Source organism: Lysinibacillus sp. S1 (assembly GCF_044986265.1).
In the GTDB taxonomy this organism is placed as follows: Bacteria; Bacillota; Bacilli; order Bacillales_A; family Planococcaceae; genus Lysinibacillus; species Lysinibacillus capsici.
On sequence record NZ_CP173154.1, the window covers coordinates 2,823,121 to 2,840,667 of the forward strand.

13 protein-coding genes are annotated in these 17,547 nt (G+C 35.8%); 5 read left to right on the forward strand and 8 right to left on the reverse strand.

From position 1 onward, the window contains the following. Nucleotides 1-9: 9 nt before the first annotated feature. Nucleotides 10-1,200, reverse strand: a complete 1,191-nt coding sequence (locus ACHZEU_RS13990; RefSeq protein WP_103119020.1) for a M14 family metallopeptidase — start codon at nt 1,198-1,200, stop codon at nt 10-12. 184 nt (nt 1,201-1,384) lie between these two features. Between ACHZEU_RS13990 and ACHZEU_RS13995 the strand changes: the two genes are divergently transcribed. Beyond that, a complete protein-coding gene (locus tag ACHZEU_RS13995; protein ID WP_279493497.1) occupies nt 1,385-4,126 on the forward strand; it encodes an ATP-binding protein in 2,742 nt (913 codons plus the stop codon). A gap of 5 nt (nt 4,127-4,131) precedes the next feature. Continuing rightward, complete coding sequence (locus ACHZEU_RS14000; RefSeq protein WP_279493495.1) at nt 4,132-4,989, forward strand: protein-glutamate O-methyltransferase CheR; 858 nt, start codon at nt 4,132-4,134, stop codon at nt 4,987-4,989. A gap of 39 nt (nt 4,990-5,028) precedes the next feature. Here ACHZEU_RS14000 and ACHZEU_RS14005 read toward each other — a convergent pair whose 3' ends face one another. After that, complete coding sequence (locus ACHZEU_RS14005) at nt 5,029-6,177, reverse strand: fused response regulator/phosphatase (RefSeq protein ID WP_279493493.1); 1,149 nt, start codon at nt 6,175-6,177, stop codon at nt 5,029-5,031. 150 nt (nt 6,178-6,327) lie between these two features. Beyond that, nucleotides 6,328-7,335: an HAAS signaling domain-containing protein gene (locus tag ACHZEU_RS14010; RefSeq protein WP_279493491.1), complete on the reverse strand. Its 1,008-nt coding sequence runs from the start codon at nt 7,333-7,335 to the stop codon at nt 6,328-6,330. Between the two features lie 130 nt (nt 7,336-7,465). Between ACHZEU_RS14010 and eis the strand changes: the two genes are divergently transcribed. Next, complete coding sequence (gene eis / locus ACHZEU_RS14015; RefSeq protein WP_279493490.1) at nt 7,466-8,722, forward strand: enhanced intracellular survival protein Eis; 1,257 nt, start codon at nt 7,466-7,468, stop codon at nt 8,720-8,722. A 17-nt stretch (nt 8,723-8,739) separates the two neighbouring features. Here the strand turns inward: eis and psiE are convergent, their stop codons facing one another. Then, nucleotides 8,740-9,192: a phosphate-starvation-inducible protein PsiE gene (psiE, locus tag ACHZEU_RS14020; RefSeq protein ID WP_054548510.1), complete on the reverse strand. Its 453-nt coding sequence runs from the start codon at nt 9,190-9,192 to the stop codon at nt 8,740-8,742. Between the two features lie 206 nt (nt 9,193-9,398). On the opposite strand from psiE, the gene ACHZEU_RS14025 reads away from it, so the two are divergent. Further along, on the forward strand, nt 9,399-9,623 hold the full coding sequence (locus tag ACHZEU_RS14025; protein WP_016992248.1) for a hypothetical protein: 225 nt from the start codon (nt 9,399-9,401) through the stop codon (nt 9,621-9,623). A 55-nt stretch (nt 9,624-9,678) separates the two neighbouring features. Here ACHZEU_RS14025 and ACHZEU_RS14030 read toward each other — a convergent pair whose 3' ends face one another. Together ACHZEU_RS14030 and guaC are read right to left on the reverse strand one after the other, a co-directional pair. Continuing rightward, on the reverse strand, nt 9,679-11,409 hold the full coding sequence (locus ACHZEU_RS14030) for a methyl-accepting chemotaxis protein (protein ID WP_279493486.1): 1,731 nt from the start codon (nt 11,407-11,409) through the stop codon (nt 9,679-9,681). A gap of 195 nt (nt 11,410-11,604) precedes the next feature. After that, nucleotides 11,605-12,588, reverse strand: coding sequence for a GMP reductase (gene guaC / locus ACHZEU_RS14035; RefSeq protein ID WP_004233490.1), 984 nt, complete (start codon nt 12,586-12,588; stop codon nt 11,605-11,607). Nucleotides 12,589-12,823: 235 nt separating this feature from the next. On the opposite strand from guaC, the gene ACHZEU_RS14040 reads away from it, so the two are divergent. Then, nucleotides 12,824-13,243 (forward strand): VOC family protein, encoded by a 420-nt coding sequence (locus ACHZEU_RS14040; protein WP_279493483.1) that lies wholly within the window; start codon nt 12,824-12,826, stop codon nt 13,241-13,243. 61 nt (nt 13,244-13,304) lie between these two features. On the opposite strand, the gene ACHZEU_RS14045 is transcribed toward ACHZEU_RS14040, so the two are convergent. Further along, complete coding sequence (locus ACHZEU_RS14045; protein WP_066038325.1) at nt 13,305-15,254, reverse strand: methyl-accepting chemotaxis protein; 1,950 nt, start codon at nt 15,252-15,254, stop codon at nt 13,305-13,307. A 278-nt stretch (nt 15,255-15,532) separates the two neighbouring features. After that, nucleotides 15,533-17,482, reverse strand: coding sequence for a methyl-accepting chemotaxis protein (locus tag ACHZEU_RS14050; RefSeq protein WP_054548513.1), 1,950 nt, complete (start codon nt 17,480-17,482; stop codon nt 15,533-15,535). Nucleotides 17,483-17,547 lie beyond the last annotated feature (65 nt).

The following is a 17,547-nucleotide window of genomic DNA, read 5'->3' on the forward strand; positions in this document are numbered from 1 at the left end:
GTACTCTTTTTACATATACAATGCAGCAAGGAAAATCCCTAAAGACTCCTCGTAAATGTCATCAAACTGGCTGATTGGTAAAGGATTTGTACCACTTCCTAATTCAACAGTGAAGCCTGGTCTACGCCAATCTTGAATAAACCAATCTTTATAACCAGCATAGCTTCCAGCAGATTGAACGGGCTCATAGCCACTTACTCTACTAAATTCATTTACAAGCACCTCTGATTCTGGGGGCTCTAGATTTTCAAAACCCCAATATATGACACGTCCCTGTGTATGAAAGGCTAATACTCTTGAAAAATCACGTTGCTTGGTCAAATCAGCCATTGCAATGGCTTCAGGTTCAGATAGTGGTCTTTCACCACCATAATCTCTTGGCCCTGGTGTTTTTGGATTACGGGCACTTTCAAGCTCCCATTTGGCAGGGAATTGGTCATTCAAATCAATTCCATGAATATTTGCTTTCCAGCCAGAAAAATCAGCGTTATCATTATTCCATGCAATTAGTTGATTTCTTAATGCTTCATCATTTGGTGGGCCTTGTATTACTAAATCTACGCCATCAGGATTTACCATAGGAACGATAGAAAGGAATGTTTGCTGATAAAGAGAAAATGGAGAAATTCCACGAATACTACTTTGATTGGTGAGGGCGAGCAAATAGTCATTTAAAAATGTTAGAATAATAGGTGTAGTAATCCATTCGTTTGCATGGAAGGAGCCATTATAGTGTACACGTTTTGCACCATGGCCAATCGACAGCTCAGGTAGCTCCTTCCCTAAAACGGAACTGCCAATGTTTGAGCTATGAAGAAAAGGATATGCATCAAGGAGCTTTCTGAGATCATTTATCATATGGGTATACGTGTAAGTTTGCTTACCTTCAACTAAACGCCATGTGATACGTTGGGGTATGCGAATTATTTGACCGATTTGTAATCGATTTGGATTGAGATCAGGATTAACAAGCAATAGGGCGACTAGGGGGAGGTTTCGGCTCTGGGCAATCTGCCAAAAAGAGTCTCCTTGTTTAATTTGATAGTTGTTGGTCACAAAACCAGGAATACGAACCCGTTGTCCAACTCTTAAAAATTGGGGGTTTATATTTTCATTAGAATCTAAAATGAGTTGAAGAGGAATTTTAAATACCTCACTGAAATGCCAAAGTGAATCTCCTGGTCTTACGATAATATCCACATGTTTTCTCTCCTTAATTAGAAATGGTTCAATATAAAATGTATATGAAAAATACAGAGACTTATTGATACAAAATCAGCAAAATTTCTTTATGATGAATCTAAAATAGGAGAAAATGAGTTATTTTTACATGTATACTAGTAATCATACTAAAGTAAAAGAAAGGTAAAGGTAGGAAAACCAAATGTTAAATAGATTAAAATTGGGTATACGCTCAAAGATTTCATTAGGTTATATCGTAATCATTCTTTGCCTACTTGCGACGGTTGTCATATTAAATAATCAAATTACATCTTTGCAGAAGGAAAGAAATTTTATTATTAAGTACGATTCCAATGTTCTAACTTTAACGAATGAAATTGAAAAATATATTTTGGATATGGAATCAAGTCAGCGGGCTTTCATCATTACGGGTAAGCAGAGTTATCTGGAACCCTATGATAATGCAGCTGAAAATTGGAAAATAGATTTTAATGAACTCTATCAACAAATGAAAGATAAACCAGCTCAGCAGGACAAACTTAAAGAGATAGAGGAAACAATTGAACATTGGGTTGCAACGTCAGGCGAACCAACTATTCAATATAAAAAGGATAATAATGTAGAAGCATTAAATGATTTTTTTAAAGTGGATAATGGTCGTCAGGATATGGAAAAAATGCGCAAACTATTCGATTCATTCCGTGCCACTGAAAATGCTTATACACAGGCAAAGGCAAATCAGTTAGACAAGCAAAATAGTAAATTAACTAGTGCTTTATTTGGGATCTTAATTTTAGTTTCTACAATAGCTATTGCTATCGCTAGTGGCATTTCCCGTTCAATTGTAAAAACGATAACGGAAGTAACACAAACAATTCAAGAAATAGCAGCTACAAAAGGTGATTTTACAAGAAGAATCCATGTGAATACCAACGATGAAGTGAATGAACTTGCTAATGCAACGAATACGCTTTTAGAGTCCGTCGAAAAGAGGGAATGGCTACAAAGCAATGTAGCTGAAATCGTGACAAATTATCAAGGTATTTCAGCAATTACAAAATTAGCGGAGACCTTCCTATCAGAAGTAGCACAGAAAACCCAAGCATCCCTTGGCGCATTTTATGTTCGGGAAGTAACAGAGAACCAAGTACAGTTTGTGAAAAAGGCTGCTTTTGCTGACACGGATGATTGTGTTGGCATGGAGAGTTTCAAAATAGGACAAGGGTTAATCGGTCAATGTGCATTAGAAAAGAGAGTGCTATTCTATGATAATATTCCGAGAGACTATCGTTTAATCAAAACGGGATTAGGTGAAATTAGACCACAAAATATTTTATTGATTCCTGTCATTTTTGAAAATGAAGTTATAGCGGTTGTTGAAATAGCAACAATGGCTAAATTCAGTAAGTTACAGCAAGAATTAGTGAGACAGGTTACTGAAACCTTTGGACTAACAGTTAATAGTGTTTTAGGGCGTATGGAAATTGTACGTCTATTGAATGAATCTAGAGCAATGACAGAGGAATTACAGGTCCAATCAGAGGAGCTTCAAACACAATCAGAGGAATTACAAATGCAGACAGAAGAGCTGACTATGATTAATGAGCAGCTTGAGGAACGCACGAAAGAGGCAGAGTCCAAATCAAGAGAGCTAGAGAAAGCGAAGAAGGAATTAGAAGAAAGTGCAGAGCAGCTTATCCTTAACTCTAATTACAAATCCGAATTTTTAGCGAATATGTCACATGAATTAAGAACACCTTTAAACAGCATATTAATATTATCTGAAATGCTAGCAGAAAATAGCCAACACAACCTAACAGACGAGGAAGCAGAGTTTGCTAAAGTTATTCATTCTTCAGGAGAGGACTTGCTAGCTCTAATCAATGACATATTAGATTTATCTAAAGTGGAGGCCGGGAAGCTTGATATTATTTTTAATGAAGTGAATATGAGCGAAGTACCTGTACAAATTGAACATACCTTTGCGCCAGTTGCGAGGAAGAAAAACTTAGCATTCCATATTTCAAAGGCAGATCATGTAGTGGATGTATTCTATACGGATGAGAAGAGATTTCAGCAAATCTTAAAGAATTTATTATCGAATGCCTTTAAATTTACTGAGCAGGGATCTGTCACATTAGACATTAACCAGCTTACACCTCAACAACTAACAAACAATATGCAGGATATAAGTACGGATTGGTTAGAAATTACTGTTTCAGATACAGGAATAGGTATTCCAAAAGACAAACACCAGCTAATTTTTGAATCATTCCAACAAGCAGATGGAGCTACGGTCCGAAAATATGGTGGAACGGGTCTTGGTCTTTCTATTTGTAAGGAATTTGCAAAATTACTTGGTGGATGGATTACATTACAAAGTACTGAAGGACAAGGTAGTAGCTTTACGTTAACGATTCCGAGTCTACCAAATGGAATTGAAGAGGAGCATTGCCAAAAGCTTGCCATGAACGAAGTGGCAGTGACGACGGTGGAAGAGGAACAAATCAAAGAGCAGCCAGTAGCAATGGAAGAAGCCCTTCAACATGAGGTTGAGGTGTTTCAAGGGAAAAATATTTTAATAGTTGATGATGATAACCGTAATATTTATGCGTTGAAAACGGCATTAGAAAAAAGAGGCATGCATATTCTAGTTGCCAAAGATGGACTAGAATGTTTAGAGGTCTTGCAGGCTAATCCAGATATCGATCTTGTTCTGATGGATATAATGATGCCTAATATGGATGGCTATGAAGCAATGACTATTATTCGTCAGCAAATGAAACGTATCGATTTGCCAATCATTGCATTGACTGCTAAAGCGATGAAAAATGACCGTGATAAATCATTGCAGGCAGGTGCATCTGATTATATTAGTAAGCCATTAAATTTAGATCAATTAATATCAGTTTTAAGAGTATGGTTAGTTTCTAAGGGGAGTTAATGAACATGGAACAACAATTTCAGCCTTTGGAGCAAAATATACAATTAAATAAGCATACAAATTTAGAAATTGATTTGTTACTAGAAGCTATTTATCGTTTATCGGGTTATGATTTTCGGCAATATAATCGTTCATCCATTTCACGCAGAATCTACAATAGGATGGGAATAAATAACATCTCAACGATTTCACGTGTACAAGAAAAGGTCATTCATGATAAAGAATTTTTAGAGCAGATATTAAACGATTTTTCGATAAATGTAACAGAGATGTTCCGCAACCCAAGCTTTTTTAAGGCCTTTCGTGAAACGGTCATCCCTGTTTTACGAGAATATCCAGAAATCCGTATTTGGCATGCAGGCTGTGCAACAGGTGAAGAAGTATATTCTATGGCTATCTTGCTTCAAGAAGAGGGGCTAATAGAGAGATCTGTAATTTATGCAACAGATATGAACGAGCAAGTATTAGAAAAAGCTAAGAAGGGGGCCTTTCCAATTCATAAAATGCAGGCATATACAAAAAACTATATGCTTGCTGGAGGTGCCCATGCTTTTTCAGAATACTATCAAACAGATTATCAATATGCTTACTTTCATCCAACATTATTGAAAAATATTATTTTTGCTCAACATAATTTAGTAACAGATCATTCATTTAATGAATTTCATGTTGTTCTGTGCAGAAATGTTCTTATTTATTTTTCACCTAAGCTTCAGAGCCAGGTACATCAATTATTTTATGAAAGTCTAAGTGACAAAGGTTTTTTATGCTTAGGGGATAAAGAAACATTACGATTTGAAGAGGTTATTTCAAAGTATAAGGAGATTTCTGGAAACGAAAGAATTTATCAAAAAATGTATTAATGAGTAAGAGGCTATCTTTAACGGATAGCCTCTGCTTTTTTATATAGTATTAGTGCTAGCTTGAATCATTAAAACACACATGTCATCAGGCTGATTCTCTTGTTTATCCTTAGGCAAAAGGTTATCGATTAGGCATTGTGAAAAATCCCACTTTGAGGATGTTAGCGTTTGCAAATGCTTTTCTGATTCTAATTCACAGGGTCCCATTGCCTCTAATACACCGTCTGTAAATAACACGATTTGAATGTCATGCTCATATTTAATATATTGCTTTTTCACTTTTATTTCATCGAAGAAACCGACTGCACAGCTACCCTGATCTAATGGAATACATGTTTTTTCATCGATTAGTGCATATCCAGGAGGATGGCCAGCATTTATGTACTCGACTGTTTTTTGCTCTGTATCAATGATTAAATAAATCGCTGTAAAATAATAAAGATTATTCTCTTTCCCATCTTGTAATAGCGTCATATAACGATTCAGTTCTTGGATGACAAGTTCAGGTTCCACCAATTGCTTAACCGCCTCTCTTAGAACAGAGGAGATGAACATACAAACCAACGCTGCAGATATACCGTGACCCATCATATCCAATAATATAATGGCATAACGATGATCGTCTATTTTGTACCAATAATACATATCTCCTGCCAAATTAGAGGATGGTAAATAAGAAACTTCAATACGGATGTCCCTCTCATTTAACGGTGGGCTAAGAAGACTCCTTTGTACATGGGTTGCTAAATCTAGTTCATATTGTATTTTCTTTTCATGCTGTGTGTGCCAGTCTAATTCTGCCTTTAAACGTAAGGCAACACGCATTCTGGCAAGCAACTCTGTTTTATTAATTGGTTTAGTAATATAATCTACACCACCAATGTCTAGGGCTTCTGCCAGTTTGTTTTTATCCTCGAGTGCTGTAACAAAAATGATTTGAATATCTTTTAATCTCTCATTTTGCTTAATGCGTTTGCAGGCCTCAATACCATCTACTTCCGGCATCATAATATCTAACAAAATTAAATCTACTGAATTTCCTGTCGGATTGGGTGAATCTAATTGTAAATAATCAAATAGCTCATAAGCAGATGAAAGAGAAACACAGTTATCATAACCTGCATTTTTTAGTATTTTCTCAATGACAAATAAATTGACTTGATTGTCATCTACTAGAAGAATGGTCATAGTACTTTCCCCTTACTCTGATTGAATTGTGCAGATTATTTTTCACATATATAAAATACTTTCAACTTTATCATTATACAAAACATCAGAGAATAAAGGTATTTTGGCGATTTGATTGTATGGTTTACTAGGTATATGAAAAGAAGGGCGTTATATTTTCGCTTTTTTAAATCCTTGGTAGATATCAAATACATTTGCTAAAACAGCAATAATCATACTGACAAGTAGGATTTTATCAATAGTGAAGGCAACTTTAGCTGAGGTTGTTTCTGTAATAGCCGCAATATAAGGTATAGAGGCGCTGTGAATAAAATCTTGGTGTATCGCTATTAAAATAAACACAATTGTTCCTACACTTTGAAGTAGTGCATTAGTGATGGCGATAGGCATTGTCCACTGTCCTGCACGCCATTTTAATAAGGTTAAAGTTAGGCTTAGGATAATACATAGTAAGACCATGGGAACAAACGATTGTAAAGTATTTTGATTAAAGATAGGCATAACAAATTTCAAGCTGCCGTTGTCATTCGTTGTATAAATACCTAAAAGACGATAGGCATTCCAGTAAACAAAAGAAAAAATAAGTATTCCTAAAAGGCTAAAAATCGTATCACTTATAGGAATGATTTTATCTTTGGGAATCTTTTTAATTTGTATTAAATCATCAGGTGACCATGGCTTGGTATCTCTCAGAAAAGGGATCGAAAGCTTTTCAGCCCCAGAACGGTCCTTAATGATAAAAATAACCGTAACCCAAAACAAAACGTGAAATAACACAGCAATAATTGCAACAATCATCCCTACAAATGCTGTAATAATGGTTGTGAGAAGTGCTTCTTCTCCAGAATAGAGAACCATCTTCTCTATTATTTGAACAATGATCGTAATAAGAATTGCCCAAGGAATAATTAGCTTGATGGTTCTTGTATATTGTTCAAAATTCTTTGGACCAATTAAAAAGTGGGGAGTATCCTGATAGCGTGCAGCAACTTCTGAAGGGCTTCCAAGCTTCTTAATTACTTCCTTCACCTCAGATTCTGTATATTGCTCTGGCAACATATCCTCAATAGTAGCCTTTAGTTCAACCTTGATTATCTCACGTTTATTTTTATGTAGCCTTTTAGTCACTTCGTGAATATATGAATCAATTAAAGTCATACATTTTCCTCCTTTAATCATTTTCAGTACTCATTAATTAGTCGTGGTAATATATGTTATTATGGGGTATAAAAATTAATATGAAAAATTCGTGAACAACATGCAACAATTTGAAAATGGAGGGGACATGATGAGGGTTGTAGAGAAATTATTAAAAGAGCAAGATTTTGTAGCCTTTGTGAATATCGTTGTAGGAGCGTATCCAGGAAGATTGAATGGAACACAAATAACAAAAGAACAGCTGAAAAAGCTCTTTATGCAAAATCAGAGCAATGATGAATCTCTTCATTATTATGGACTTTGGGAAAATGACAAACTCATTGGTGGTATGCGACTACATGACTTTCAAATGAATCTGTTCTCTAAAATGCTACCAATTGGTGGGGTAGGACTTGTTGCAGTTGATTTATTACATAAAAAAGAGAAGGCTGCAAAAGAATTAATCCAACATTTCTTTAACATCTTTTTAGAAAAAAATATTCATTTTTTGGCCTTGTATCCGTTTAGACCAGATTTTTATAAAAAAATGGGTTTTGGCTATGGACCGAAAATCTATCAATACTTGGTAGAGCCTTCAAGCTTCCCGAAAGGACCAACCAAAAAGCACCTTAAATATTTGACAGTTGAAGATCAACAACAGCTAGTAGATTGCTACAACAGGGTAGTAGCAAAAAAACATGGGATGTTTCTTAAAACACAATCGGAACTATCTTTTATTTTTAATAATCCAGATAACTATGTGATTGCAATGGAACAGGAAGGTACAGTTCAGGGCTATATTGCCTTTTCTTTTAATAAACAAAGCGATAGTAATTTTATGCTAAATAATTTGGTCATTAAGGAGTGGATCTATGAAACTCCGGAGGCTTTGCTAGAGCTTAGTACATTTTTAAACAGTCAAGCAGATCAAGTAAACCGAATCGAATGGAATACACAAGAAGAAAATGTCCATTTCTTTTTAGAGGATGTAAGAAATGGCACAAATCATTTAATTCCAAGTGTCTATCACGCAAGTGCCGTGTCAGGAATTGGTCTAATGTACCGTATAATTAATGTGAAGGGCTTTTTTGATGAGCTACTAACACGCAATTTTAACGGTGTCACTTTGACCTTTAAATTGAATGTTATGGATTCGTTACTGGCAAAAAATAATCAGCAACTTATTGTTGAGGCTGTTAATGGTACAATTAAAATGCTAGAAAGTGATGGCTATGATGTTGAAGTAACGATAGATGTAGCTGAGCTTTCATCACTAGTAATGGGCGTAGTAACGGTCCAAGAGCTATTTATGCTGAGTCGAATACAGATTAGTGATAATCAGTATTTACAGGCTTTACAGCAATTCTTCTATGTGTTTGAAAAGCCCACATGTATATCTGCATTTTAGAATGGGCGTGAGGTCTTTTAATCTTTTTTAATGAGAATGGAAGAACGTGTTGGCCTTTCAAGTGGCGTTATATTAATAATAAAGTAGCTTATGATTAGTATGAGGATAATTAATGAATAAATTAACGTATTTAGAGGATGATCATGCTCCACAATAATTAGTCGAATCATTGCTGTGATACCTATATAGATAAAATAGCGAAGTGGAAAATGGTAATCCTCCTTAAAGTATTTAATGATCATTGTGATGAATTCGAAATATAAAAAGAAAATAAGAATATTGGCAAGGAATAGTTTATAATCACCATCTTCCTTAGCGAATAGTAATATTTTAAGAAATTCAATTAGCTCCTTAAATAATAAAAAACAGAGAATCAGTGCTAATAGTACAAGGCAAACATTGAGAAAGAGCTGTAGAGATTTTGGCACAGCTTTAATGAGCTGTAAATAAGTCGTATTTTTTTGCTTCATCCAATTCCTCCAATCGGTTTTGTAAATACATCATCATATGGTCGAGTAGTAGTGTTTTATGATATAAATATAACAATTTGTCGTAAATCTTTTCTTAGTATTTTGTAAATTTTTGGTATATTTTAATGAAAGAAAGTTTTCAAAATAATTTAGTGGTATGCTAAAATAGATGTGCATGAATATAAAATATAAAAGGGGTTTTTAAAATGGCAAAATCTGCAAAAACTGATGCGAAAATTACACCAGAACGTTTAGAAGAAGCGTTAAATGTTCGTGATCGACTTATTATCGAGCTACTGGTACAAGTACTTGATGAAAAGCTAGTAATTGAGCGTCCTGTATTACGTGAACGTCTAGGGAACCTTGTAGATCTTGCAGATCACGATGCAGAGCTTAAGGAAACAATCCACGCAGTAATTAACAAACTATAATGTAAAAGAGGAATGCTACGGATATGCGTAGCATTCTTTTTTATATAGTATTTTATCATGTAAAGCGTTCTACCAAGTCGTACATGCGCTCTGCCTCTGTATGAAGCTCCATAGAGGAGTGCATGATAGATGTCACTGCTGACTTTTGTTCGTCAATAGAAGCGTTAATTTGTTCGGTAGCTGCGGCAGATTGTGTAGCGACACTTGCTATTTCATTGATGGCGTTCATCACGACTATTCGATTTTCCACCATGTCATTCATTCCTTTGTCTAAAGAAACAAGGTGCTTTGTAATGCCATGAATGGAGTCTGCTAGGAAAGTAAAGGCTCCCTTTACTTCCGTAATCGACATGGCCTGATTTTGTGACAGTTGGAGCGTGTGTATCATTTTTGAATCTGAATTAGCGGTATCGACCTCAATACGCTGTAATAGGTTTCTAACCCGATTAGTAGCTTCATTCGTATCCTCAGATAAATGACGGACTTCCTCAGCTACGACAGCAAACCCTTTGCCATGTTCACCTGCACGGGCTGCTTCAATACTTGCATTTAGCGCTAATAGATTTGTTTGTTCAGAAATGGATGTAATTGTTTGTACGACTTGATGAATTTCTTTCATTTGGCTTGTCAAACTTGAGAAAGTTGTTCTTAATTCCTCAATCACTTGCGTAAACTCACTTGAATTTTGAAGTAATACATCTACTTTTTGTCTACCGTTTTCTTGTGATTGATTAATGATATTCATATTTTCTGTAATCTCACTATATTTATCTGTAGCATTTGAGATAAGTGAGGACAGTGTTTCTACTTTACTAATGGCCATTTCTGCTTCCTCAGCTTGTACTACAGCTCCCTTAGATATATCATTGATGGCTTGATGAATTTCATCAGCAGAAGCAGTCGTCTCCTCAGTAATAGCACTCAGCATTTCTGAAGAAACGCGCATTTGGGACGCACTATCCTTTGTATTGTTGACCATTTCGTGTAAGCTATGTTTCATATTATTCACGTTACTAGCTAGTATACCTAGTTCATCTTCTGTAGTAACAGGTATGTCATCACCAGTTAGCTTGCCTTTAGCAATATCAGATGTAATGACCATAATTTTTCGTATATAGGTTGTCATTCGTCCAGAGAAGAACCAGAAGAGTGATACACCAATAATCGTTGCAAGGATGGTCATGCCTAGTGTGTAGTATAAAACATTATTCGTACCTGCATTAAAGTCCATCTCGTATGTACCAGCTGCTATAATCCAGCCCCAATGCTTGTCCTTTTCTACATAAGTTATCTTAGGCGCAACGATTTCAGGATTTGAGGGAAGGGCCCAATCATAACGTACATATCCTCCTCCAGCATTTGCTGCTTCAATCATTTCTCGTACAAAATAGCGCCCATCCTCTGTTTGTAAATCTGAAATATTTTGTCCTTCTAGGGATGGATGAGTTTCAACCATACCACTATCTTGGAAAGCATAGAAATAAAAATTATCTCCATATTTAACAGGATTATCAATGGATCTTTTGTTATCTTCAATTTTATTACCAACGATCTGTGTTCTAGCACTTTCCTGAGCTTCTTCTAGCGTTAATTTACCATTTTGAACTTGAGTATCTAACTGTGCAATTAGTTCAAGTATGCCAAGTGTGCCATTTTTAAGACTATCTCGACCTACCTGATCGAGTTCTCCTTTCACCACCATATAATTGACGGTTCCAACTAGTCCTGTTGATAGTAGAATAACTATAATAGCAAGACTAACAAGTTTATTACGTACTGACTTCATAAGATACAACCCCCGTTCCTTCATTCCTTCAATATAGTTCTATTATAATATATAATTTTTTAATAAAATAGAAAATTCTGAAAATAAATACGGTATTTTAAGTGAAATAGGTCCAAAAAAATCACCCCAATCAAGAGTAAAAAACAGCTCTTAATTGGGGTGATGTTGAAGCTTAATATAGCAGGTTTACATCGATTAATACACTTTATCTCCATTGAAAATAGAGTTCTTTACGATTACATAATCAACATTGCGAATAGCCTCTAGCTTTGTGCCACCAGCATATGAAATAGATGACTGTAAATCTTGTTGCATCTCGATTAATGTATCTTTGATGCTACCTTTATGTTCAACGTACATTTTCTTACCTTCGACGTTTTTACGTTCACCTTTTTGGAATTCAGAAGCAGAGCCGAAGTATTCCTTCACTGTTCTACCCTCGATTTCGATTGTTTCACCAGGTGACTCTTCGTGACCAGCGAATAATGAACCGATCATTACCATTGAAGCACCAAAACGTACAGATTTAGCGATATCTCCATGTGTACGAATGCCACCATCAGCAATAATTGGTTTTGTAGCAGCCTTTGCACACCAACGTAGTGCAGCTAGTTGCCAGCCGCCAGTACCAAAACCTGTTTTGATTTTAGTAATACATACTTTACCTGGTCCAATCCCAACTTTTGTTGCATCTGCACCAGCATTTTCAAGCTCGCGCACCGCTTCAGGTGTTCCTACATTACCTGCGATGACAAAGCTTTTTGGTAAATGCTTTTTAATATGCTGAATCATACGAATAACAGCATTTGAATGACCATGTGCAATATCAATTGTAATAAAATCAGGTACCAAATTAGCAGCTGCTAATTCTTCAATAAATGTATATTCCTCTTCTTTTACACCAACGCTAATAGAAGCAATTAAGCCATTTCCTTGCATTTCTAGAATAAAGTTTCGACGAGTTTCTGGTTGGAAACGGTGCATGATGTAAAAGTAACCGTTTTCAGCAAGTTTCTTTGCAAGATTTTCATCGATAATTGTTTGCATATTTGCAGGTACTACTGGAAGTTTAAAAGTGTGACCACCTAAAGTAACAGAAGTATCACATTCTGAACGACTTTCTACAATACATTTTGCGGGAATTAGTTGAATATCCTCATAGTCAAATACGTTATCCATTATATACACTCCTAAAATACGAATATTTTTTAAGATTTAATTTAAATTGTTCGCCATTTGGTAATTTACATGATTTTTGAGTAAATGTCAAAGCTTTTGTGAAAATAAATAAAAAATTTAAAAAGAAAGGAGACAACTTACTTTGAAGATGAAATATTCTAGTTATAATTTGTGTTATGTTTTGTAATCCATGTACAATAGAATTGTTTCAAAAAATGACAAAGGAGTGTTGAAAATGGCAGTAGAGGTTTATTTGAATTTTAATGGAAATTGTCGAGAGGCAGTTGCGTTTTACGAAGACGTTTTTAATACGGACAAGGCTGAAATTATGACGTTTGGAGAGACACCACAAAATCCAGACTATCCATTACCAGAAGAAGCAAAAGATCTTGTCATGCATACACGACTTACTGTATTCGGTAGTAGAATTATGTTCTCAGATACATTTCCAGGCATGCCATTTTCCACAGGGAATAATGTCACATTAGCTGTTGTATCCGATGATGAAGAGCAAATGCGTCAAGCATTTGATAAGCTTAAAGAAGGTGGTAACGTGAGAATGGAGCTTCAAGAAACATTTTGGAGCAAATGTTACGGCTCACTTACAGACAAATTTGGCGTTGAATGGCAATTTAGCCATGAGGTAAATGAATAATTAAATAACAAGATAAAAGCACGATGATAGGGCTAAACCAAGTATCATCGTGCTTTCTTATTTAGTAATTAAAACGATCTACATAGCCTTGTAATTCATCTGCCATATCAAGCAATGTTTTAGCAGAAGAGGCGATTTCCTGCATGGAAGATAATGTTTGTTCCGTTGAAGCGGCAACCTCTTCAGATGCAGCTGCGTTTAGTTTTGCATGATCTGACAGTTCAATAGCAGTAGCGGATACCTCTTCTACAACGGCAGACATTTCTTGTGCTGAAGCTGATATATCCTCCATTTTAGGAGCAATTTCTCGAAGACTTCCAACGATACTTGTAAATTTCTTTTTCGTATCCTCGGATAGCTGTAAACCTTCTTGAACGTCTGCAGAAGCTTTCGTCATCGTTTGTACAGATTTAGCAGTATCTTGTTGTATGCCAGTAATCAGAGTAGAAATTTGCTCTGCTGATTGATGAGATTGCTCCGCTAATTTACGTACTTCATCTGCTACAACTGCAAAGCCTTTACCGTGTTCACCTGCTCGTGCTGCTTCAATAGCAGCATTAAGAGCAAGAAGGTTTGTTTGGTCTGAAATAGCGCTAATAATTTCTATAATGGAGCCAATTTCTTTTGTACGATCAAATAGGGATTTAATCATCGTATCGGATTGAGCCACAGAATCATGAATGGATACCATTTGATTAACAGTGTGCTCAACAGATTGACTACCTTCTTCCGCTAATTGGATGGCCTGGCTGGATAGGTCTGAAACTTGTAGGGCACTATCTGCTACCTCTACAACACCTTTTGCAATCTCCTCAATAGAAACAGCATTTTGATCGATTCCTGTTGTTTGTTTTTCCGTACTAATCGCTACCTGTTGCATAGCCTCTGTCACTTGCTCAGATGCAGCGATATTTTGCTCAGCATTCGCTGAAAGACCTTGTGCCGAGGTTTGAACATGTTGTGAGCTTTGATCAACATTGCGGATCAGTCTTTTTAAGCTAACTTTCATTGAGACAAATGCTTCAGCAAGCTGTCCTATTTCATCTTTGGTATGAATATCAATAAACTCTGTCAAATCACCTTCACTAATTTTAAGAGCACTTTGCTGTAGTTGTTTAATTGGGTTAACAATAGATTTAATCATTGAGAGCATAAAGATAATACCAACAATAATAGAAATACCAATAATAAGTAATGTAATAGTAAAGGTTGAGGTAGCAGCGTTAGTAGCCTCTGCAATGAACATTGTACCAATTATCTTCCAGCCTGTGATTTCATTTGTTTCAAAGCGTAAATGACGGTCACCTTCAGTAATAATACCTTCCTGCTTTTCGTAAATTTTTGAAACATAATCTTCCGTTGCCTCTGTGCCGCTTTCCTTATCTTTTTGAGCAATATATAACTTATTATTATCTAACAGAGAGGCAAAGCCCGTTTCTCCAATACGTGTTTGATCTGTCAGTGCACTTAGAAGAGAGATATTTAAATCTAAGGCAATTACGCCAGAATCATCAGGAAGAGCTTGCATAACTGTCACAACGATGTTATTTGTTGATTTCGAGATATATGGAGAAGTGATGGATACATGCCCTTTATTATCAATGGCTTCTATATACCAAGGACGTTTACGAGGATCATAATCACTTGCATAGTCATGGACAGGTTCATCAATGATTCGCCCATCAGCAGTCCCTATATATACTAGCTCCACTTCTGGGTGTGTATTTACATATTCCTGAAAAAGACCTTTTAATTCAGCTTTTTTATCATCTTGTAAATAAGACTGATTTATTTTCTTGGCAAAATATTCGATATCATGAACTCTAGGAGCAATTGTATTGGTAATATTACTATTAAGCATACGCACACTTTCCTTGGCGCTTGCTTGCTGCTCTTCGAGTATTTGATTTTTGGTACTTTTAAAGGAGGTATACCCGATTAAAAGTGCGGGAATGAGAAGTATGACTAAAAATGCAAAGATGAGTTTCTTTCTTAAACTAATTCGTTTCATATAGTATTCCTCCTTAAACGACATTATTAAGTGTAATAGAATTAACTACGAGATGGGTTATATTACACTAGTAGACTCCTAAGTCGTTCAAATGTTTAATCTGATTCTAAGAGGAAAATGAATAATAATCAACACAATTTTCTGAAAAATCTGGAAAATAAAGTTATGCAACGCTATTATTTGTAGAAAAATATCTTATTTTGTAATTTCCTATCTTTTTGGAATAGAAAAAATCTGAGTTCAATACTATCGTGAACTCAGATCTAGCAGTTAAATAATTAATATTTAAAACGATTAACATAACCCTGCAATTCATCCGCCATATCAAGTAGGGTTTTGGCAGACGAAGCCATATCTTGCATAGAAGATAAAGTTTGTTCCGTGGAAGCAGCAACTTCTTCTGTAGCAGCAGCATTTAATTTTGCGTGATCGGAAAGTTCAATAGCAGTCGCTGAAACTTCTTCTACAACGGCAGACATTTCTTGAGCAGATGCTGAAATATCCTCCATTTTCGGCGCGATGTTTCGAAGACTTTCGATAATGCTCGCGAATTTTCTACTTGTTTCTTCTGTCAATTGTAAGCCCTCTTGAACATCTGTCGACGCTTTGACCATTGTCTCTACAGATTTTGCCGTATCTTGCTGAATAGTAGTTATAAGCGCAGAAATTTGCTCTGCTGATTGATGAGATTGCTCTGCTAATTTGCGTACTTCATCTGCCACTACCGCGAAGCCTTTGCCATGTTCTCCTGCTCTAGCAGCTTCTATAGCTGCATTAAGCGCTAGTAAATTCGTTTGATCTGATATAGCACTAATCATTTCTAAAATGGACCCAATTTCTTTCGTGCGATCATACAGTGCTTTAATCATTGTATCTGATTGCGTTACAGAATTATGGATAGAATTCATTTGCTGTACCGTTTGTTTGACAGATTGTCCACCTTCTTCTGCCAATTGGATAGCATGACTAGATAGGTCAGAAACCTGCATGGAACTGTCTGCCACTTCAACAACGCCTTTAGCAATTTCTTCAACTGAAATGGCATTCTGATCAATACCTGTTGTTTGTTTTTCTGTACTAATTGCCATTTGGTGCATGGCATCGGCAACTTGCTCTGAGGCAGCGATGTTTTGTTCTGCATTAGCAGATAAATTTTGAGCGGCTGTTTGGACATGTTGTGAGCTTTGATCAACATTTCGAATTAATTTTTTTAAGCTCACCTTCATAGAGATAAAGGCTTCTCCAAGCTGACCTATTTCATCTTTAGAATGGATTTCAATAAACTCCGTTAAATTACCGTCACTAATTTTTAATGCGCTTTGCTTCAATTGATTAATTGGGTTAACAATAGACTTTATCATAAAGAGCATGAAAATAACGCCAACGAGAATGGAAACAATAATGATAATTAAATTTATATTCAATGTGGATGCTGCAGCTTTTGCAGCTTCCGCAGTAAACATTGTACCAATTACCTTCCAACCCGTTAACTCATTCGTAACAAATTGTAAGTGACGGTCTTTTTCAATGATAGTACCGCTTTCCTGCTCATAAATTTTTGTTATGTAGCTTTCCGTTGCCTCTGTACCACTTTCTTTATCTGGCTGAGCAATGTAAATTTTATTGTTATCTAAAAGAGAAGCGAAGCCCGTTTCTCCAATACGAATATTATTCGTAATGTCACTTAATGTAGAAATATTTAGATCTAATCCTAATACGCCAGAACCATCCGGTAATGCCTGAGTAATTGTGATGACAATGTCACCTGTAGATTGTGTAACATATGGTGCAGTAATTGAGGTCTTCCCATTATTAGCTAAAGCCTGCTTATACCAAGGTCTTGTCCGAGGGTCGAAGCCATCAGGATACTCTTGAACAGGCTGATCAAACAGTTTGCCTTCAGCAGTCCCAATATATATCAGATCTACTTCAGGGTGCATGTTGACATATTCACTTAATAATGACTTCAGTTCTAAAATGCTCTCATCTTGAAAGTAAGTTTCACTAAATTTCTGTGAAAAATATTGTACATCTTTCAATTTAGGTTCAATCATGTTTGTAATATTGGAATTTAGAATGCGTACACTTTCAGTCGCACTTGCGCGTTGCTCCTCTGAAATTTGCTGTTCAGCACTTTGGTAAGATACTATTCCAATCAAGAGTGTTGGGATGAGAAGCATGGCTAAAAACGAAAAAATAAGCTTTTTTCTTAAACTTAGTTGTTTCAATTGTATTATCCTCACATAATATTTTATTCTATACTTTTCCCTTAAAGGTAAATAATACTCATTCT

What these genes read in the sequence shown, in the direction of transcription:
- eis (WP_279493490.1), top strand. Translation starts at nt 7,466, where the DNA reads ATGAGGGTTGTAGAGAAATTATTAAAAGAGCAAGATTTTGTAGCCTTT.
- ACHZEU_RS14045 (WP_066038325.1), bottom strand. Translation starts at nt 15,254, where the DNA reads ATGAAACGAATTAGTTTAAGAAAGAAACTCATCTTTGCATTTTTAGTC.
- guaC (WP_004233490.1), bottom strand. Translation starts at nt 12,588, where the DNA reads ATGGATAACGTATTTGACTATGAGGATATTCAACTAATTCCCGCAAAA.
- ACHZEU_RS14025 (WP_016992248.1), top strand. Translation starts at nt 9,399, where the DNA reads ATGGCAAAATCTGCAAAAACTGATGCGAAAATTACACCAGAACGTTTA.
- ACHZEU_RS13995 (WP_279493497.1), top strand. Translation starts at nt 1,385, where the DNA reads ATGTTAAATAGATTAAAATTGGGTATACGCTCAAAGATTTCATTAGGT.
- ACHZEU_RS14040 (WP_279493483.1), top strand. Translation starts at nt 12,824, where the DNA reads ATGGCAGTAGAGGTTTATTTGAATTTTAATGGAAATTGTCGAGAGGCA.
- ACHZEU_RS14030 (WP_279493486.1), bottom strand. Translation starts at nt 11,409, where the DNA reads ATGAAGTCAGTACGTAATAAACTTGTTAGTCTTGCTATTATAGTTATT.
- ACHZEU_RS14010 (WP_279493491.1), bottom strand. Translation starts at nt 7,335, where the DNA reads ATGACTTTAATTGATTCATATATTCACGAAGTGACTAAAAGGCTACAT.
- ACHZEU_RS14005 (WP_279493493.1), bottom strand. Translation starts at nt 6,177, where the DNA reads ATGACCATTCTTCTAGTAGATGACAATCAAGTCAATTTATTTGTCATT.
- ACHZEU_RS14000 (WP_279493495.1), top strand. Translation starts at nt 4,132, where the DNA reads ATGGAACAACAATTTCAGCCTTTGGAGCAAAATATACAATTAAATAAG.
- psiE (WP_054548510.1), bottom strand. Translation starts at nt 9,192, where the DNA reads ATGAAGCAAAAAAATACGACTTATTTACAGCTCATTAAAGCTGTGCCA.